The 15,525-nt window shown below is 64.4% G+C and carries 18 protein-coding genes and 1 tRNA gene; 8 read left to right on the top strand and 11 right to left on the bottom strand.

The window, feature by feature from the left end; translation table 11 throughout:
* Nucleotides 1-566, bottom strand: a 566-nt coding sequence (locus tag VW23_RS06290; protein WP_342029915.1) for a LysR family transcriptional regulator, incomplete at its 3' end; no start/stop codon positions are given.
* Nucleotides 567-693: 127 nt separating this feature from the next.
* On the opposite strand from VW23_RS06290, the gene VW23_RS28900 reads away from it, so the two are divergent.
* Genes VW23_RS28900 through VW23_RS06280 form a run of 3 tightly spaced genes read left to right on the top strand, consistent with a single transcriptional unit; the run spans nt 694 to nt 1,679 of the window.
* Nucleotides 694-834 carry a hypothetical protein gene (locus VW23_RS28900; RefSeq protein WP_176730344.1) on the top strand — a complete coding sequence of 47 codons (141 nt, stop codon included), beginning with the start codon at nt 694-696 and terminating at the stop codon, nt 832-834.
* The gene (locus VW23_RS06285) at nt 831-1,397 is read left to right on the top strand and encodes a DUF924 family protein (protein WP_069908729.1); all 567 of its coding nucleotides are present in this window, start codon (nt 831-833) and stop codon (nt 1,395-1,397) included. The genes VW23_RS28900 and VW23_RS06285 overlap by 4 nt, the downstream gene beginning before the upstream one ends.
* A gap of 12 nt (nt 1,398-1,409) precedes the next feature.
* A complete protein-coding gene (locus tag VW23_RS06280) occupies nt 1,410-1,679 on the top strand; it encodes a hypothetical protein (RefSeq protein ID WP_069908728.1) in 270 nt (89 codons plus the stop codon).
* 76 nt (nt 1,680-1,755) lie between these two features.
* Here VW23_RS06280 and VW23_RS06275 read toward each other — a convergent pair whose 3' ends face one another.
* The 7 genes from VW23_RS06275 to VW23_RS06245 form a co-directional block, all read right to left on the bottom strand.
* Complete coding sequence (locus VW23_RS06275; protein WP_069908727.1) at nt 1,756-2,898, bottom strand: Gfo/Idh/MocA family protein; 1,143 nt, start codon at nt 2,896-2,898, stop codon at nt 1,756-1,758.
* A 4-nt stretch (nt 2,899-2,902) separates the two neighbouring features.
* Nucleotides 2,903-3,646 (bottom strand): sugar phosphate isomerase/epimerase family protein, encoded by a 744-nt coding sequence (locus VW23_RS06270; protein ID WP_425285198.1) that lies wholly within the window; start codon nt 3,644-3,646, stop codon nt 2,903-2,905.
* 13 nt (nt 3,647-3,659) lie between these two features.
* Nucleotides 3,660-4,412, bottom strand: a complete 753-nt coding sequence (locus VW23_RS06265) for a sugar phosphate isomerase/epimerase family protein (RefSeq protein WP_069908725.1) — start codon at nt 4,410-4,412, stop codon at nt 3,660-3,662.
* Nucleotides 4,413-4,539: 127 nt separating this feature from the next.
* Nucleotides 4,540-5,616, bottom strand: coding sequence for an ABC transporter ATP-binding protein (locus tag VW23_RS06260; RefSeq protein WP_069908724.1), 1,077 nt, complete (start codon nt 5,614-5,616; stop codon nt 4,540-4,542).
* A 6-nt stretch (nt 5,617-5,622) separates the two neighbouring features.
* On the bottom strand, nt 5,623-6,549 hold the full coding sequence (locus VW23_RS06255; protein WP_069908723.1) for a carbohydrate ABC transporter permease: 927 nt from the start codon (nt 6,547-6,549) through the stop codon (nt 5,623-5,625).
* Nucleotides 6,546-7,505 carry a carbohydrate ABC transporter permease gene (locus tag VW23_RS06250; RefSeq protein ID WP_084645651.1) on the bottom strand — a complete coding sequence of 320 codons (960 nt, stop codon included), beginning with the start codon at nt 7,503-7,505 and terminating at the stop codon, nt 6,546-6,548. Before VW23_RS06250 ends, VW23_RS06255 begins: the two co-directional genes overlap by 4 nt.
* A 107-nt stretch (nt 7,506-7,612) precedes the next feature.
* On the bottom strand, nt 7,613-8,851 hold the full coding sequence (locus tag VW23_RS06245; RefSeq protein WP_069908722.1) for an ABC transporter substrate-binding protein: 1,239 nt from the start codon (nt 8,849-8,851) through the stop codon (nt 7,613-7,615).
* A gap of 237 nt (nt 8,852-9,088) precedes the next feature.
* On the opposite strand from VW23_RS06245, the gene VW23_RS06240 reads away from it, so the two are divergent.
* The 3 genes from VW23_RS06240 (at nt 9,089) to VW23_RS06230 (ending at nt 12,099) form a co-directional block, all read left to right on the top strand.
* The gene (locus VW23_RS06240; protein WP_069908721.1) at nt 9,089-10,114 is read left to right on the top strand and encodes a LacI family DNA-binding transcriptional regulator; all 1,026 of its coding nucleotides are present in this window, start codon (nt 9,089-9,091) and stop codon (nt 10,112-10,114) included.
* Between the two features lie 156 nt (nt 10,115-10,270).
* Nucleotides 10,271-11,701, top strand: a complete 1,431-nt coding sequence (locus VW23_RS06235) for an ArnT family glycosyltransferase (RefSeq protein ID WP_069908720.1) — start codon at nt 10,271-10,273, stop codon at nt 11,699-11,701.
* Nucleotides 11,702-11,853: 152 nt separating this feature from the next.
* The gene (locus tag VW23_RS06230; protein WP_069908719.1) at nt 11,854-12,099 is read left to right on the top strand and encodes a hypothetical protein; all 246 of its coding nucleotides are present in this window, start codon (nt 11,854-11,856) and stop codon (nt 12,097-12,099) included.
* Nucleotides 12,100-12,297: 198 nt separating this feature from the next.
* Here the strand turns inward: VW23_RS06230 and VW23_RS06225 are convergent.
* Nucleotides 12,298-12,373: transfer RNA gene (locus tag VW23_RS06225), tRNA-Arg, on the bottom strand.
* A gap of 73 nt (nt 12,374-12,446) precedes the next feature.
* Here VW23_RS06225 and VW23_RS06220 point away from each other — a divergent pair.
* A complete protein-coding gene (locus VW23_RS06220; RefSeq protein ID WP_244513409.1) occupies nt 12,447-13,262 on the top strand; it encodes a YdcF family protein in 816 nt (271 codons plus the stop codon).
* Between the two features lie 341 nt (nt 13,263-13,603).
* Here VW23_RS06220 and VW23_RS06215 read toward each other — a convergent pair whose 3' ends face one another.
* Nucleotides 13,604-14,194: an ArsR/SmtB family transcription factor gene (locus VW23_RS06215; RefSeq protein WP_069908718.1), complete on the bottom strand. Its 591-nt coding sequence runs from the start codon at nt 14,192-14,194 to the stop codon at nt 13,604-13,606.
* Nucleotides 14,195-14,341: 147 nt separating this feature from the next.
* On the opposite strand from VW23_RS06215, the gene trhA reads away from it, so the two are divergent.
* On the top strand, nt 14,342-15,028 hold the full coding sequence (gene trhA, locus VW23_RS06210; protein WP_069908717.1) for a PAQR family membrane homeostasis protein TrhA: 687 nt from the start codon (nt 14,342-14,344) through the stop codon (nt 15,026-15,028).
* Here the strand turns inward: trhA and VW23_RS06205 are convergent.
* Nucleotides 15,015-15,485 (bottom strand): DUF192 domain-containing protein, encoded by a 471-nt coding sequence (locus VW23_RS06205; RefSeq protein ID WP_244513408.1) that lies wholly within the window; start codon nt 15,483-15,485, stop codon nt 15,015-15,017. The genes trhA and VW23_RS06205 overlap by 14 nt on opposite strands.
* Nucleotides 15,486-15,525: the final 40 nt, after the last annotated feature.

Below are 15,525 nucleotides of genomic sequence, written 5' to 3'. Positions count from 1 at the left end.
GCGCAATAGGCATCAAGCGAGGGATCGTCGAGGAACGGGTGGCCCTTGCGAGCGACGACGACGAAGTCGCCGCGATAGAGCGGACGCGACACGAACCGCTGCGGCACTTCGCCGAAGGTGACCGCGGCGAGGTCGACACGGCGCGCGTCCAGTTCCTCGAACACGGTCTCCCATGGCCGGGCCCGGGTGACGTCCGGCATGATCTGCCGGGTGCCGATGTCGATGCCCGGCGCCTTGGCCGAGAGCTCAGCGAGCAGCGCCGGCAGCGGCGCAATCGCGCTGCCGTCAGGCGAGCCGACCATGAAGCGGCGGCGCGACGTCAAGGGATCGAACGGCTCGGCCGACGCAACCACCTGGCGGACCCGCGACAGGATCTCGGCGATCGGTTCAGCAAGGCTGAGGGCCCGCTCGGTGGGCACGACGCCGCGCGGGGTCTTGAGGAACAGCGGATCATTGAGCTGCGCGCGCAGCCGGCCGAGGCCGTGGCTGACCGCCGATGGCGACAGGTTGAGGCGCTGGGCAGCCTTTCCGACGTGCTGCTCCTGCAGCACGACTTCGAAAAGCACGAGCAGATTCAGGTCGGTACGAGATAGATCAATCTGGTGCAGCATATCGGTGCATTCATATCACTGGATTCATGACCCAGCAATCGGGCATCCCGGCGCCACGGGTGGGCAACCTGAGGACTACTCTATGTACATGCACTTCATGATGATCGGCGACCGCTGGGCAGCGCGCCACAATATCTCGAAGCCGAAGCGCACGCCGCTCACCACGCTTCGCCTGCCGGCACCCGCCACACCGTCTGCAGCACGCGAGGAGACCGGGAAATGATGCTGGCTCAGTTCTCCAACGAGACCCCCGACGAAGCGCAGCAGTTGATTGCGTTCTGGCGCAAGGCCGGGCGTGAGCTGTGGTTCGCCAAGGACCCGGCATTCGATGCGCTGTTTACCGAGAGCTTCATCGAACTCCATGAGCTGGCCGCCAAGGGACAGCTCGACCAGTGGACCAGCACGGCGCACGGCTCGCTGGCGCTGCTCATCCTGCTCGACCAGTTCCCGCGCAACGCCTTCCGCGGCACGCCCAGGGCTTACGCCACCGACGCCCATGCCCGGCGCATCGCGATGCTGGCGACCAGTTGGGGTCAGGACCTGATGATCGATCTTGAGCTCAGAGTGTTCATGTACCTGCCGTTCGGCCACTCCGAGAGCCTGGCCGACCACGTGCGCGGCGGCGAGCTGCTGGAACATATGGGCCCGCCCTACACCGACCACGCGAAAAAGTACCGGGCAGTGATCGAGCAGTTCGGACGCTTCCCCCACCGCAACTCGATCCTTGGCCGCGAGGCCACCGGCGCCGAGGAAGCGTTCCTGCGCAATGGCGGGTTCTCAGGCTGAAGGAGACGAAAGATGGCAATCATGATGATCTCGGAGATCAAGGGCCAGACGGCCGAGGGTTATGAGCGCGTGCTCGACATGGTGCAGCCGCACTATGCCGACGCCCAGGGCTTCGTGATGCACTCGGGCCACGCCACCGACAGCGGCTGGCGGGTGGTCGAGGTGTGGGAGAGCCGGGAAGATGCAGGGCGCTTCTTTGCCCAGCACGTCGCACCCAACCTACCCAAGGGCATCCACCCCAAGGCACGGTTCGAGCCACTACACACTTTGGTACGACGCTGAAGTCTGTGGGTGATCGCCGAAAGAAAGAGGCCCGGGTGACGCCCGGGCCTCTTCAACACTGGATGGCGACAAAGGGTCAGCGCAGCAGGGCGCGGGCCTCTTCGATGCCGAGCGCGGCGGGGCGCTCGCAGGTGGTCTGGAGCGTGATCACCTGGCCGGTTTCGCCGGCGCGGAGGATCGAGGTCATGACGTCGACGGCGTGCAGTGCGACATCGAGATCGCAGCGCGCCTTCTTGCCGGTTTCGATCGAGTCCATCATGTCGCTCAGGCCGGCATTGCGGTAGTTGGCGCGCGGATTGGGCTTGTCGAGATCCTGGTTGGCCTTGCCGAACGGGTGATCCCATGGGGTCACCTTCTCCTTGTCGCCGGCGCGGTTGGTGATGGTGACATCGCCGTTGAAGAAGTTCGGATCGGGCACATAGACCGAGCCTTCGGTGCCGTAGAGCTCGATATTGTGGTGGCCGTGGCTGGAAACGTCCCAGCTGGCGCCCAGCGTGATGATGGCGCCCGAGTGGAACTCGAGGATGGCGTGGATCGTGGTCGGGGTACCGACCTTGATGAACGTTCCCTTGAACGGCGAGCCCTCGGTGGTCACCTCGCGCTCGGCGCGGGCCGAGCCGGTGAAGGCGGTGACGCGCTTGATCGGGCCGACGAGGCTGATCAGGTCGGTGATGTAGTAGGGGCCGAGATCGAGGATCGGACCGCCACCGGGCTGGAAGAAGAAATCCGGGTTGGGATGCCAGTGCTCCATGCCGCGGCTTAGCACGTGCATGGTGCCCGAAGCGATCTTGCCGACCTTGCCCGAGTCGATGATCGAGCGAGCCTGCTGATGCGCGCCGCCGAGGAAGGTATCGGGGGCCGAGCCGACCTTGAGCTTGTGCTCCTCCGCCAGCGCCTTGAGCTGGATGCCCTCTTCGACGCTGAGGACGAACGGCTTTTCGGAATAGGCGTGCTTGCCGGCCGAGAGGATGTCTTTCGAAATCGAGAAATGGGTCGAGGGGATCGTGAGGTTCACGATCACGTCGATTTCCGAATTCTTCAGCAGCTCGTCGGGGGTCTGCGCCGCCACATTGTACTCCCCTGCCCGCTTCTGTGCGGCCTCGGGGAGGATGTCGGCGATGGCGCGGACTTCGAGGTTCTTGAACAGCGGTGCGAGGCGCAGGTAAGCGGCCGAAATGTTGCCGGCACCCATGATGCCGACGCCATAGGTCTTTGCCATTGTCTTAGGCTCCGAGGGACTTGATGAAGGCGATCGAGCGCGAAGCGAAGCGGTCGATGTCGTTCGGGTTATCGTGTTCGGCGACGAAGTACTGCGCCTTGGTTTGGCTGCGGACGATCGGCCACAGCGTCTTCCACGGCACGGTGCCCTGGCCGGCATCGGCCCAGCCATCTTCGTCGGCGTTCTGGCCCGCAGGAGCGATATCCTTGACGTGCACGGCGACGATGCGGTCGCCGAACTTGGGCAGCCAGGTCGCCGGATCGGCGTTGCCGCGGACGATCCAGGCGACGTCGGCCTCGACGTTCACTGCCGGAGCGGCTTCCAGCAGCCAATCCATGGCGTACTTGCCGTCATACGAGATGAACTCGAACTCGTGGTTGTGGTAGCCGAAGGTAAGGCCGGCATCCTGGAACGGCTTGCCGATCTTCTGCAGCCGATCGCCAAACTTTTTCCAGCCATCGGCCGAAGTCGGGCGATCGGTGGGGGCGAGCCAGGGGCAGACGACTACCTTGATGCCCAGCGTTTCGGCGAGCTTCAGGGTCTTCGAAGTATCTTCGAGGTCGCCGAGGCTCACATGCGCGGTCGGCATGGTGAGGCCGTTGGCATCGAGCTGCGCCTTCAGCGCCTGCGGGTCGGTGTAGAGCGAACCGTAACCCTCGACATGGGAGTAGCCGAGCGCGGCAACCTTCTTGAGCACGTCCGCGAGCGGGTAATTGCGGGCGCTGAACAGCTGAAAACCGATATCCATTATGTGGCCTCTTTCACTTCCAGGCGGTGACGGCGGCGATCGAACGGGATGCGAAGCGGTCGACGTCGGCGGGGTTGTCGTGTTCCATCACCCAGTAGCGGGCGTTGGTGTGGGCTTTGACGGCGTCGGAGAGCGCCTGCCAGTCGAGCGTGCCGTGGCCGACATCGGCCCAGCCGTCTTCGTTGGCATTCTCTCCAGCCGGCGCGATGTCCTTGACGTGCACGGCGTTGATGCGGCGGCCGTGCTTCTTGATCCACTCGATCGGATCCTGGCCGCCCTTCACCACCCAGGCGACGTCCATCTCCCAATCATTGTTGGGGGCGGTGTCGAGGATGATGTCCATCGGCAGCTTGCCGGTGGCCGTGGGGCGGAACTCGAAATCGTGGTTGTGCCAGCCGAAGCCGAAACCGCGCTTGCGGAACGCTTCGCCGAGCTTGGCCAGGGTCTCGCCCAGCTCGATCCACTTGCTGTCGCCCTGCCCGGCCTCGCGCTCTTCCTTGGGAATTGCCGGGCAGTAAAGGAACCTCATGCCCAGCGTTTCGGCGGTCTTCAGCGCGGCCTCGGTATCCTTGAGCTGGGCGAGCCCGAAATGGCCGGTCGGCATGGTGAGGCCGTGCTGCTTCAGCGACGCGGCGAGGCTGTCCGCCTCGGCATAGAGCCCGCCAAAGCCCTCGACCTGCTTGTAGCCGAGCTTGGCGAGACGCCCGAGCACGCTGTCCAGCGGCGGGAAGTTCCGGGCGCTGTAAAGCTGGAATGAAAAGTCCAAGAGATGTCTCCTCCAGTAAAGCCACCGCCCCGGTCGTTGCCGGGGCGGCGCCTGCTGATTTATCACGGTTCGTAGCAGCCAGTTCGGCGGGCCGCTACGCGTCCGGTAAGCTCAATGAGCCGAAAGGTCAGATGCGGTTGCCGCTCGCTGCGTTGAAGACGGAACCACGACCCGGATCGAAGCCGATCAGGACCTTCTGGCCCGGCTCGAGATGCACTTCGGCGGCGGCGCGGAAGGTGAGCGACTGGCCGGCGATCTTGGTCCAGGCGACGGTGTCGGCGCCCATCGGCTCGACGATCTCGATCTCCGATTCCATCTGCACCGGCATTTTCCGTGCATCCTCGCCGACGACGATATGCTCGGGACGGATGCCGAGGACCGAGGCGCCGTTGGTCTGGTTGGCGAACTGGTAGTTGCCGAGCGGGATGTTGGCCTGCCCATCGACGCTCAGCGTGGTGCCGCTGAGGTCGCCCTTGATGAAGTTCATCGAGGGCGAGCCGATGAAGCCGGCGACGAACAGGTTGACCGGCTTGTTGTAGATGGTGTGCGGGTCGGCCAGCTGCTGGATCACGCCGTTCTTCATGATGGCGATGCGGTCAGCCAGGGTCATCGCCTCGATCTGGTCGTGCGTGACGTAGATCATGGTGTTCTTGAGCCGGGCGTGCAGCCGCTTGATTTCGATGCGCAGGTCGTTGCGGAGCTTGGCATCAAGGTTCGACAGTGGCTCGTCGAACAGGAACACATCGACGTCGCGCACCAGGGCGCGGCCGATGGCGACGCGCTGGCGCTGGCCGCCGGAGAGCTCGACGGGCTTGCGCTGCAGCAACGGCTCGATCTGCAGGATTTCCGAGGCGCGCTTGACCCGGGCATCGACCTCCGCCTTCGGCATCCGCGCGACGCGCAGGCCGAACGACAGGTTCTTCTCCACCGTCATCTGCGGGTAGAGCGCGTAGGACTGGAACACCATGCCGATGCCACGGTCCTTGGGCTCGTCCCAGGTGACGTTCTTGCCGGAGATGAAAATCTGCCCGTCGGAGACGTCGAGGAGGCCCGCGATGCAGTTCAGCAGGGTGGACTTGCCGCAGCCCGAGGGCCCGAGCAGCACGATGAACTCGCCCTGCGCAACCTCGAGATCGAGAGACTCGAGGACCTTCACATTGCCGAAGCTGAGGCTGAGATCCTTGATGGAAACGCTAGTCGTCATAGAGGATTACCCCTTCACCGCACCGGCGGCGATGCCGCGGACGAACCATTTACCCGAGATGAAATAGACCACCAGCGGAACCGCTGCCGTGAGGATGGTTGCAGCCATGTTCACGTTGTACTCGCGGATGCCCGTCGTGGTGGTGACGATGTTGTTGAGCTGCACCGTCATCGGCATGTTCTCGCGGCCGGCGAAGACCGTGCCGAACAGGAAGTCGTTCCAGATGCCGGTGACCTGCAGGATGATGGCGACGATGGTGATCGGCACCGACATCGGCAGCATGATGCGGAAGAAGATGCCCCAGAACCCTGCCCCGTCGACGCGGCCGGCCTTGAACAGCTCGATCGGCAGCGAGGCGAAGAAGTTGCGGTAGAGCAGCGTCAGGATCGGCATGCCGAAGATGGTGTGGACCACCACGATACCCGGCAGCGTCGCGAACAGGCCGATCTTGGAAAGCCCGATGATCAGCGGGTAGATCACCACCTGGAACGGCACGAAGGCGCCGAAGATCAGGATGCCGAACAAGAGCTCCGAGCCCTTGTACTTCCAGAAGCTCAGGGCGTAACCGTTGATCATGGCGATGACGATCGACACCGGCACGGAAAGGGCGGTGATCTTCACCGAGTTCCAGAAGCCGGGCTTCAGGCCGTTACAGTCGCGGCCGGTACAGGCGGTATCCCAGGCCTTGAGCCAGGGATCGAAGGTCAGCAGCGCCGGCCAGTTGAACAGGTGTCCCTCGCGGATTTCCGGCATGGTCTTGAGCGAGGTGACGATCATGACCCAGAGCGGCAAAAGGAAGAAGACGGCCGACAGGATCAGGAAGGCGTAGACGCCGATGCGTCCGATGGTGACCGTCTTTGGCTTGGGCCCACGCGGACCGGTGGTGGCAGTCGGGCCGGTGGAGAAACCGGACGAGATGGCTTCGGTGGTCATGCTGCCTTCCTCGCCTTGCGCTGAGCATTCCACTGCAGCAGGTACTGCAGCCCGATCAGGATAATGACCGGCAGCAGCATCATGGTTGCCGCGGCCATGCCCTGGCCGACGTTGACGCGATCGGTGATGTGCTGGATGACATAAACGGCAGGCATCTGGGTCGAAACGCCCGGCCCGCCCTGGGTCATGGCGATGACGATGTCGAAGACGCGCACGATGCCGGTCATCTGCAGGATGAAGGCGGTCGCGACAGCGCCCTTCATCATCGGCAGCACGATGAACAGGTAAGTCTTCCAGGTCGGGATGCCGTCAACCTTGGCGGCTTTCCAGATCTCGGAATCGACGCCGCGGAGGCCGGCCAGCAGAATGGCCATTGTCACGCCGACGCCGTTCCACAACCCACCCAGCACCAGGCCGTAAAGCGCGGTCTCCTGCTTCACCAGCGGCGCGAACTCGAAGTTCGCCCAGCCGAGCTGGCGCACGGCGGACTGGATGCCGAGATTGGGGTCGAACATCCACTGCCAGACGAGGCCGGTGACGACCAGCGACATGGCGAACGGGTAGAGGAAAATCGAGCGGAACAGGTCTTCCTGCTTGATGCGCTGGTCCATGAAGACCGCGAGCAGGTAGCCGAACACCATGCTGATACCGATCGACAGCACGCCGAACACGGCGAGGTTGCGGACCGAAATATTCCAGCGGTCGTTCGCCCACAGCCGCTCGTACTGCGCCAGGCCGATGAAGTTGAAGTTCGGGAACAGCTTGGAATTGGTGAACGACCAGATGATCGAAAAGATGATGCAAATCACGAACACCCCGATCGCCGTGGCGATCATCGGTGTGGTGCCCAGGACCGACTGGATGTTGAATTTCTTGCGCGTGCGCGGTTTGCGCTCCGCTGCCGTACCGGCAAAACCAGTGGCCGCGCGTTCGCCAGGTTCGGCGATCTGGGTCATGGTCACTCCCCGCGTTGTTGAGACAACCGGCCCCGGATCCCCGCTTATCCGGATACGCCGAAAAAAGCCGGGCGGTGCTTTGGCACCGCCCGGTTATCGTAGCCTAATCAGTCGGCGTTCTGAAGGATCGTCACATACTGCTCGGCGGCAGCTTCGACGGTCATCGCGTCGTCGGCCCAGAACTGGGCGACGAGGTCGTTGAACTGGCCGGTGGTGTCGTTCGACTGCCAGCGGCCGGCGTCGACGGCGATGTTGGCCGGGTCCTTGATGATCTCGAGGCCGCGCTTCATGCAATCGTCAGCGAGCGACATATCGACGTCGTCGCGGATCGGCATGGAGCCCTTGGCGTTGTTGAACAGCGCCTGGACCTGCGGGTTGACCATCATGGAGGCCATCTTCAGCTGCGCCGCCTCGACAGCCGGATCCGACTGCTTGGGGAACAGGAAGATGTCGCCGCCGGTGGAGACGGTCGGGTGATCGATCGGCAGAGCCAGACAAGCGTAATCGACGCCCGCCTTCTCACCGGCGACGCCGAACTCGCCACGCGCCCAGTCACCCATGACCTGCAGACCCGCCTGGTCGGTCACGACGAGATTGGTCGTGTCGTTCCAGTTGCGGTTTGCGGAACCGGCATCGGAGAACTGCTTGAACTGGCGGAACTTCTCGAACACGGCGGGCATCTCGGCCTTGGCCAGTTCCAGATCCTTGTCCTTCAGGATCTTCTCGCGCTTCTCGAGGCCGAGCAGCGAAGTCTGGATCACGCCGAAAGCGCCGTTGATCTGCCAGCTTTCACCGCCGATTGCGAACGGGATGATACCGGCTTCTTGGAGCTTCGGAGCCTTGCTGAGGAAGTCGTCGAAGCTGGTCGGCAGCTCGACGCCGGCCTTCTCGAACGCCGGGACCGAAGCCCAGGCCCAGTTCCACGAGTGGATGTTGACCGGCACGCACCACCAGTGACCGTCAACGAGGCAAGCCTCGGAGATGGACGCCGGGCGGATGAAGCCGGCCCAGTTCTCTTTCGTCGCCAGATCGGTGAGATCGAGCAGCATGTTGCCGGCGATCAGTTCTTCATACTGACGGCCGGGGTTGAACTGCGCCGCGCCCGGAGGATCGCCACCGAGAATGCGCTGCAGCGTGGCCGAACGGGCGTTTTCGCCGCCGGCGATAGCAGTATCGACCCACTTGTCGCCGCCCAGGGCGTCGAACTCACGAGCGAACACCGACACAGCGGCCTGTTCGCCGCCCGACGTCCACCAGTGAATGACTTCAACGTCCGCGGCGCGCACCGAGGTGCTGCCAAGCAGGGCGGCAGCCACCAGGGCCACCACCGACACGACTGACTTCATAATGTAGTCCTCCCAACGTTCACCCAGGAGCAAAACGCCCCTCGCGAAATTTGCGCCAGCCGCGCAGGGGCCCCTCTTGTTGGGAAAGCTCCGGTGCTGGCTGCGTGTAATCGATTACACAACCCCTTGCAGAAGGTCAATGCAATCGATTGCAGGAGTTTCAGACATTCCTTGCGCAGCTGTCAAGGTCGATCTAGACAGAGCGGGCGAGCAGCGGTGAGGGAGCGCTGCGAACTCATGGTTCCGGCAAGAAAAACACCGACGATTCAGGATGTTGCCCGTCACGCAAGTGTGTCTGCGGCGACCGTCAGCCGTGTCCTCAGTTCGCCTGAAAGGGTGACGGAGACGACGCGCGAGCGGGTTTATGCCGCGGTGCGCGACACCGGCTACACCATCAACCAGGCGGCCAGATCGCTGCGGCTCAAGGCGGCGCGGACGATTCTGATGGCGGCGCCCAATATCGGCAACCCGTTCTATTCGACCATTGTCGACGCGGTGATCCGCGAGGCGGCCGAGCGTGGCTACAGCGTGCTGGTGGCGAGCCGCATCGGCGACGACCCCAACCGCTGGCTCAGCGACTACATGCTCTCCAACCGCGCCGACGGCTTGTTGCTGTTCGACGGCTCGCTCGACACCAACCGGCTGCATGGCTTGCGCGACGACGGCGTCGCCCTGCCGCTGGTCGCCGCCTATGACGAGATCCCCGACGCCAAGATCCACTCGGTGATCACCGACAACCGGCTGGCGGCCAAGCGGGCCATCAGGCACCTGGTGGACCTGGGGCATACCGAGATCGGCCACATCATCGGGCCATCGCGCAACCAGTCGACCAACGAGCGCTTCATCGGCTTTGCTGAGGCGATGCAGGAGGCCGGGCTGGTGGTGCGCGAGGAGTGGCTGTTCCCCGGCACCTACAATATGGAGTCGGGCACCGCCGCGGCCGAGCACCTGCTGGCCAGCGGCAAGCTGCCCACGGCGGTGTTCTCAGGTAATGACGAGATGGCGCTCGGCCTGATCCACCGACTGCGACTCGACGGCATCGACTGCCCGCGCGACATCTCGGTGATCGGCTTTGACGATATCGCGGTGGCGCGCTTCTTCGATCCGCCGCTGACCACCATGCGGCAGCCGCGCGAAGATATCGGCCGGATGGCGACCAGTTCGCTGATCGACATCATCGAAGGGGTGGTGCCGGAGGACGAGCCGATCCACGTCATCCTCACCTCCGACCTGGTGGTCCGCGAGAGCACCCGCGCAATCTAAAGCGCCCATTTGCTGTTGCAGTTTGTCGCTTTCTCTGAGCGATATAGTACAAATTGCGGCATCTTTGGGGGTGAAGTGGCTGTAGACGGAGTTGCCGACACTGGGTCGGCACGAACACGCGCGCCGCGACGCGATCTACTGGCGCTGCAGCTGGCGGTGGGCGGATTTTTTCTGCTGCGGCTGGCCTATGCCGTGGTTGTGCCGCCGGGTGGCGACGAGGGATACTACTGGCTGTGGGGCGGCCATCTGCAGCTGTCGTATTTCGACCACGCGCCGATGGTCGGCTGGACATCGGCAATCGGCCGGCTGCTGCTCGGCTGGACGCCGGCCGGGCTACATTTTGCGCCCGTCGTCACCTCGCTGGTCCTGGCCTATGGAATGTACCGCTCGGCGCGCTGGCTGGCGCCCGCGGACCCGCAGCGATTCTTCTGGCTGACGCTGGCGATCTACAGTGCGTCGCCGCTGCTGAACGTGCTCAGCATCCTCAACTATCCCGACCACCTGCTGATCTGCTTTTCGGGACTGAGCCTGTTACAGATGGGGCAGTATCTGGGCGGTGTGCTGCGCCGCGACGAGCGCGTGCTGCACCTCTACCTCGGCGCCTTGTTCATGGGGCTCGCTGCGCTCAGCAAGTACAACGCCGTGCTCCTTGCGGGCGGCATGCTGGTGGTGCTCATCGCCGAGCCGGGGTTACGGCGAGCCTTCCGCTCCCCGCACCTCTACCTCGCCGGCGCGCTCACTCTGGCGATGACCCTGCCGGTGATCCTGTGGAATTCGGAGCATCGCCTTGCCAGCCTCGAGTTCCACGCCGAAGAGCGGTTGATCAAGGATGCCGACCTGTTCACGCCGTTCACGCTGGTGCGGCTGATCATCTACTCGGCGCTGATCGTCTCGCCTTTCCTGATGCCCGGCTTCATCCGCTTCCTGTTCGGCAAGCTGCCGGACGGGCCGCAGAAGGGATACCTGCTGATCGCGCGCGGCACGGCGCTGGTCTCCACCCTCATCTTCCTGCCGCTGGCGGGATGGGGGGCGATCAGCCGGCAGGTGAGCCCGCACTGGATGGTGCTCAGCTTCCTGCCGTTCCTCTTGGTCGCGCCGCTCTACATCCGCTGGCGCTGGACCGTCCGGCTGCACCTGATCTGGGGCGCGCTGTTCGCGCTTCTGGCGACGCTCTACTACCTGGCGGCGCCGATCCCGACGCAGTTCCTCGGCATCAGCGATGGCGAAGCAACGATTACCTTCGGCCAGGATCAGCTGGGCGCTGCTACCAAGAGCGCTGTCGAGGAGCATGGCGCCGAGTTGGTCGTCACGACGCTCTATACCCATGCCGCCCGGCTCGCCTTCGGCATGGGTACCGATGAGAATCTCGTGACCCTCGAAGGGCATACCGACCAGATCCGGCTGTGGCGCGAGGGCAAGGACGATGCTGGCAAAACCGCGATCATCGTCGTTCCCGGCAGCCCGACGCCGGACCGATTCGCCAAGTATTTCGACAGCGTCGAGGATCTGGGGCCAGTTGTCGCCGAACGTTTCGGCTATGAGCTCGCCACCTACCACCTGCTGCTGGGGCGCGGCTTCCGGCCCTAGCACCACCTACCCTGCAGCCCATTCGCGGCCCTGCACAACAGTTGCATCACGCCGGGGCAACAGCGCATGGGCTATGCCGTGCACTTGTCTCGTCGCGGTGACGCAACCACGAGCCGCATTTGGGCGTTCAGGGCCCGATCGGAGAGCAGGTCATGACGACGGTGAGAATTCTCGTGCGGCACGACGGCGCCGGCTGGCGCATCGCCAGCCCGGGCCGCGATCTCAACACGTCATCGGGCCCGCGCCCCTACACGCAGCGCGACGAGGCCATCTCCGACGCGCTGTTTGCGGCGCGGATGCTGCGGGCGCTGGGCGAGACGGCGTCGGTCTATGTGGAAAACAGCGACGGGCTGCGGCTCGTCGCCGATGAAGACGTACAGGTCTGGCGCAAACATTAAGCGCCAAACAGGGGAACCGGATGCCGCCCGATTGCGGACAGCACCCGGCCCACCCGATAGCGAGTGTGGACGCAGTGTCGGGCATGGCAATAGTCGCCATGCCCGCCGCTGCCACAATCCCGACCAAGGTCGGTGTGTCGCTGGTTGCACTGGGAAATTGCCTGATCAGCGGCGCGACGAACGCAGCTTGTCGATTGGTGGCGACCTCGGCAGGATTCGAACCTGCGACCAACAGCTTAGAAGGCTGCTGCTCTATCCCCTGAGCTACGAGGCCGTGGCGGGGGTGTAGCGCAATCGGACTCGATTGTCAGGCCTCGGGTTTGCCGACTCCCGGCGACGATGGCAGGGTGGATGCGATACGCGAGGACCCTGCCCTGTTCCCCTATCTCACCCGGATCTTCTGGCTGCTGGTACAGCCGCTATCGCTGGTGGTGCTGCTGCTGGTGGCGGGGTTGGCGCTGAGCTGGCTCAGGCGGCGGTGGATCTCGCGGGTGCTGGTCGGGCTGGCCCTGCTGCTGCTGTTCCTCTGCTGCTTCACCACTTTCGGCTACATGCTGATCACGCCACTCGAGCAGCGGTTCGAGCGCCCGGAGGAGCCGGCGCAGGTCGATGGCATCGTGGTGCTGGGTGGCGGCATGGATGGCGAGGTGAACACGGTGCGCGGCGGCTACGAGCTCAACCGCTCGGGCGACCGGTTCGTCGAGGCGTTGCGGCTGGCGCTGCGGCACCCGAGCGCCAGGGTCGTCATCGCCGGCGGACCGGCAGCGCTGGTGCAGCAGGAACCGGAAGCGGTGGCGGGCAAACGATTCTTCGAAGCCTTCGGCATCGCGCCCGAGCGCATCCTGATGGATGACCAGTCGCGCAACACCGAGGAGAATGCGCAGTTCGCGAGGCAATTGGCGAAGGTCAGCGATGGGGAGACCTGGCTGCTGGTGACTTCGGCCTTCCACATGCCGCGCGCCGTGGGGCTGTTCCGCAAGGCCGATTTCCCTGTTGTCCCATGGCCGGCGGACTATCTGGCGAGCGGCGCCGAGGGGGTGCGGATCAAGCCGGACCAATCGACCGAGAACGTCTCGGTGAGCAGCCTCGCGCTGCGCGAATGGTCGGGGCTGCTGGGGTATTACCTCACCGGGCGCATCGACGAGGTGTTGCCGGGACCGTGAGGGGAGCGAAGTAAGGGCTCTGTCCCCGGGACGCGAACCGAGGCGCTGCACGCCCACCAAACTCGGTGTCATCCCCGCGAAAGCGGGGAACTCCGTTTGCGATCGTGCAAAGGCCAAGAAAAACAGAGGTTCCCGCTTTCGCGGGAATGACCCGGTGGGTGCGGCACGATCCTAATTTCGGGTCGAGGGCTTCGCCCCCGTCCGCGAGAGGTGGCGCGGCTGCGTAGAGCCGAAGCATCTCAGGATGGGTCCCGGCCTTCGCCGGGATGACATCGCGTTTGGGGCGTCTCTGGTGGCGAACTCAGCCGCAGACGCTGGGTGAAAGCCGCTCGGACGATCGCCTACAGGTCGAAGAACGACAGTTGCGGGGTCTGCTTGGGCGGCGGCGGTGCGACCGGTTCCGCTTCGGCCTTGGGCTTGGCGACGCGCGGCTTGGCCGGTGCCCTGGGTTTGACGACAATGATCGGCTCAGCCGCCGGTTCGGGAGCTGCGACCACGGGTTCCGAAGCAGGCTCGGGTGCGACCAGAATGGGCTCCGGCGCAACCACCGGAGCTGCGGCGATCGGTTCAGGCACGATGATCGGCTCGGCAACCAATACCGGGGCTTCGACCGTCTCTGGAGCTTCGGGGGCGACAGCGATCGCAAGGGCGGCCTTCTTGCCCCTGCCCGGTCGCTTCTGATGCGTTTCCAGCCAGGCGATGCCAGCCTTCAGTTCGTCGCGCTGGAACGAATAGAGGTTCTCGCGCCCCTGTTTCACCTCCTGCACCAGCCCGGCCTCCTTCAGCACCCTCAGGTGTCGGGAGATGGCCGGACGGCTGATAGCGAAGGCGGCTGCCAGCTCATGCACCGGGCGGGCCTGGTCGTGCAGCAGTTCGAGCACCCTGAGGCGGGTGGGATCGGCGAGGGCAGAATAGAGGTCGGCGAGACTCATTTCGTCTTCCGAAACAATGGCGTGCGCGGACAGTTGTAACAACTGCGTTACGTGTCAAGCGGCCGCAGCGCGGAATGGGTTGACTGTGACAGTCAGATGACGGGATTGTCACAGCTTATTTGCTTTTTGAGAGAGCTCCGACGCGCCGTGACGACCGAGACGACGATTGCCCGCACCTGGTGGACCCGGGGCCGCCCGTTTTCCCTGCCCGAGCTGATTGCGGACGGGGTGGTGCATGGTATCGGCATCGTCGTCGCGGTAGCGCTCGGCGCCGTGCTGCTGGCTTTTGCCGGTTATGAAACGGCGCCGAACGAGCTGCCGGCGCTGGTGCTCTATGTGGGCAGCCTGCTGCTGGTGCTCAGCATTTCGCTTGCTTTCAACCTCTGCCCGATCGCCTCGCCGGCGAAGCGCACCCTGGCGCGGCTCGACCAGGCAGCGATCTTCCTGTTCATCGCCGGCACCTACACGCCGTTCCTGGTGCTCCTGGGCGCAACACCCTCGAGCATCGTCACAGGGCTGCTGATCTGGGGCGCGGCGCTCACCGGCATGGCGCTGAAACTGTTCGTGCCGCACCGTTTCGGGCGCGGCGCGATCGTCCTCTATCTCGGCATCGGCTGGAGCGGCGTGTTCGTGTTCCAGGCGCTGGCCTCGCACCTGCCCGGCGTTGCGCTGTGGCTCCTGGTGGCGGGCGGGCTCTGCTACAGCGTCGGGCTGATCTTCCACCTGTGGGAGCGGCTGACCTTCCACAACGCGGTGTGGCACGGCTTCGTGGTGGCGGGCGCGAGCCTCCACCTCGTGGCAGTGCTCGACTGCATGGTGATCAGCCGGCTGTAGCGCCGTTCTTGATGCGATCGTGCACGACGCGATCGCCGGCCGCGATGCCCAGTTCCTTGGCGCGGCCGCCTGCAATTTCGAGGACGAACATCACCGGGCCATCGGAGGGGATCGAGGTCAGGTCGAGCGGCCGGGCGTTGGCGTGGACATTGGCCACCAGCCCCTCGGCGGTGATGAACACCATGTCGAGCGGGATCAGCGTATTGCTCATCCAGAAGCTGACTTCGCGGGTTTCCTTGAAATCGAACAGCATGCCGGCATCGGGTGCGAGGGCCTCCCGATACATCAGGCCTTTGGCGCGCGTCTCGGGCGTATCCACCACTTCGACGGTGAAGGGGTGGCTGCCGTTGCGCGACTCGATCACCAGCCGGTCATCGGAGGCGCAGGCGGTGAGCGTCAGGAGCAGAAGGGCGACGAAGGCGCCGTGCAAGGCCCGGAAGATGTTCATGAGGAGCATGGGGGTTAATGCGAACTGGCGACAGCTTAGCGGAGCGGCC

It is taken from the genome of Devosia insulae DS-56, from assembly GCF_000970465.2.
GTDB classification, from domain to species: domain Bacteria; phylum Pseudomonadota; class Alphaproteobacteria; order Rhizobiales; family Devosiaceae; genus Devosia_A; species Devosia_A insulae.
The sequence above is the reverse complement of the archived record's forward strand: the minus strand, read 5'-3'. Positions and strand labels throughout refer to the sequence as shown.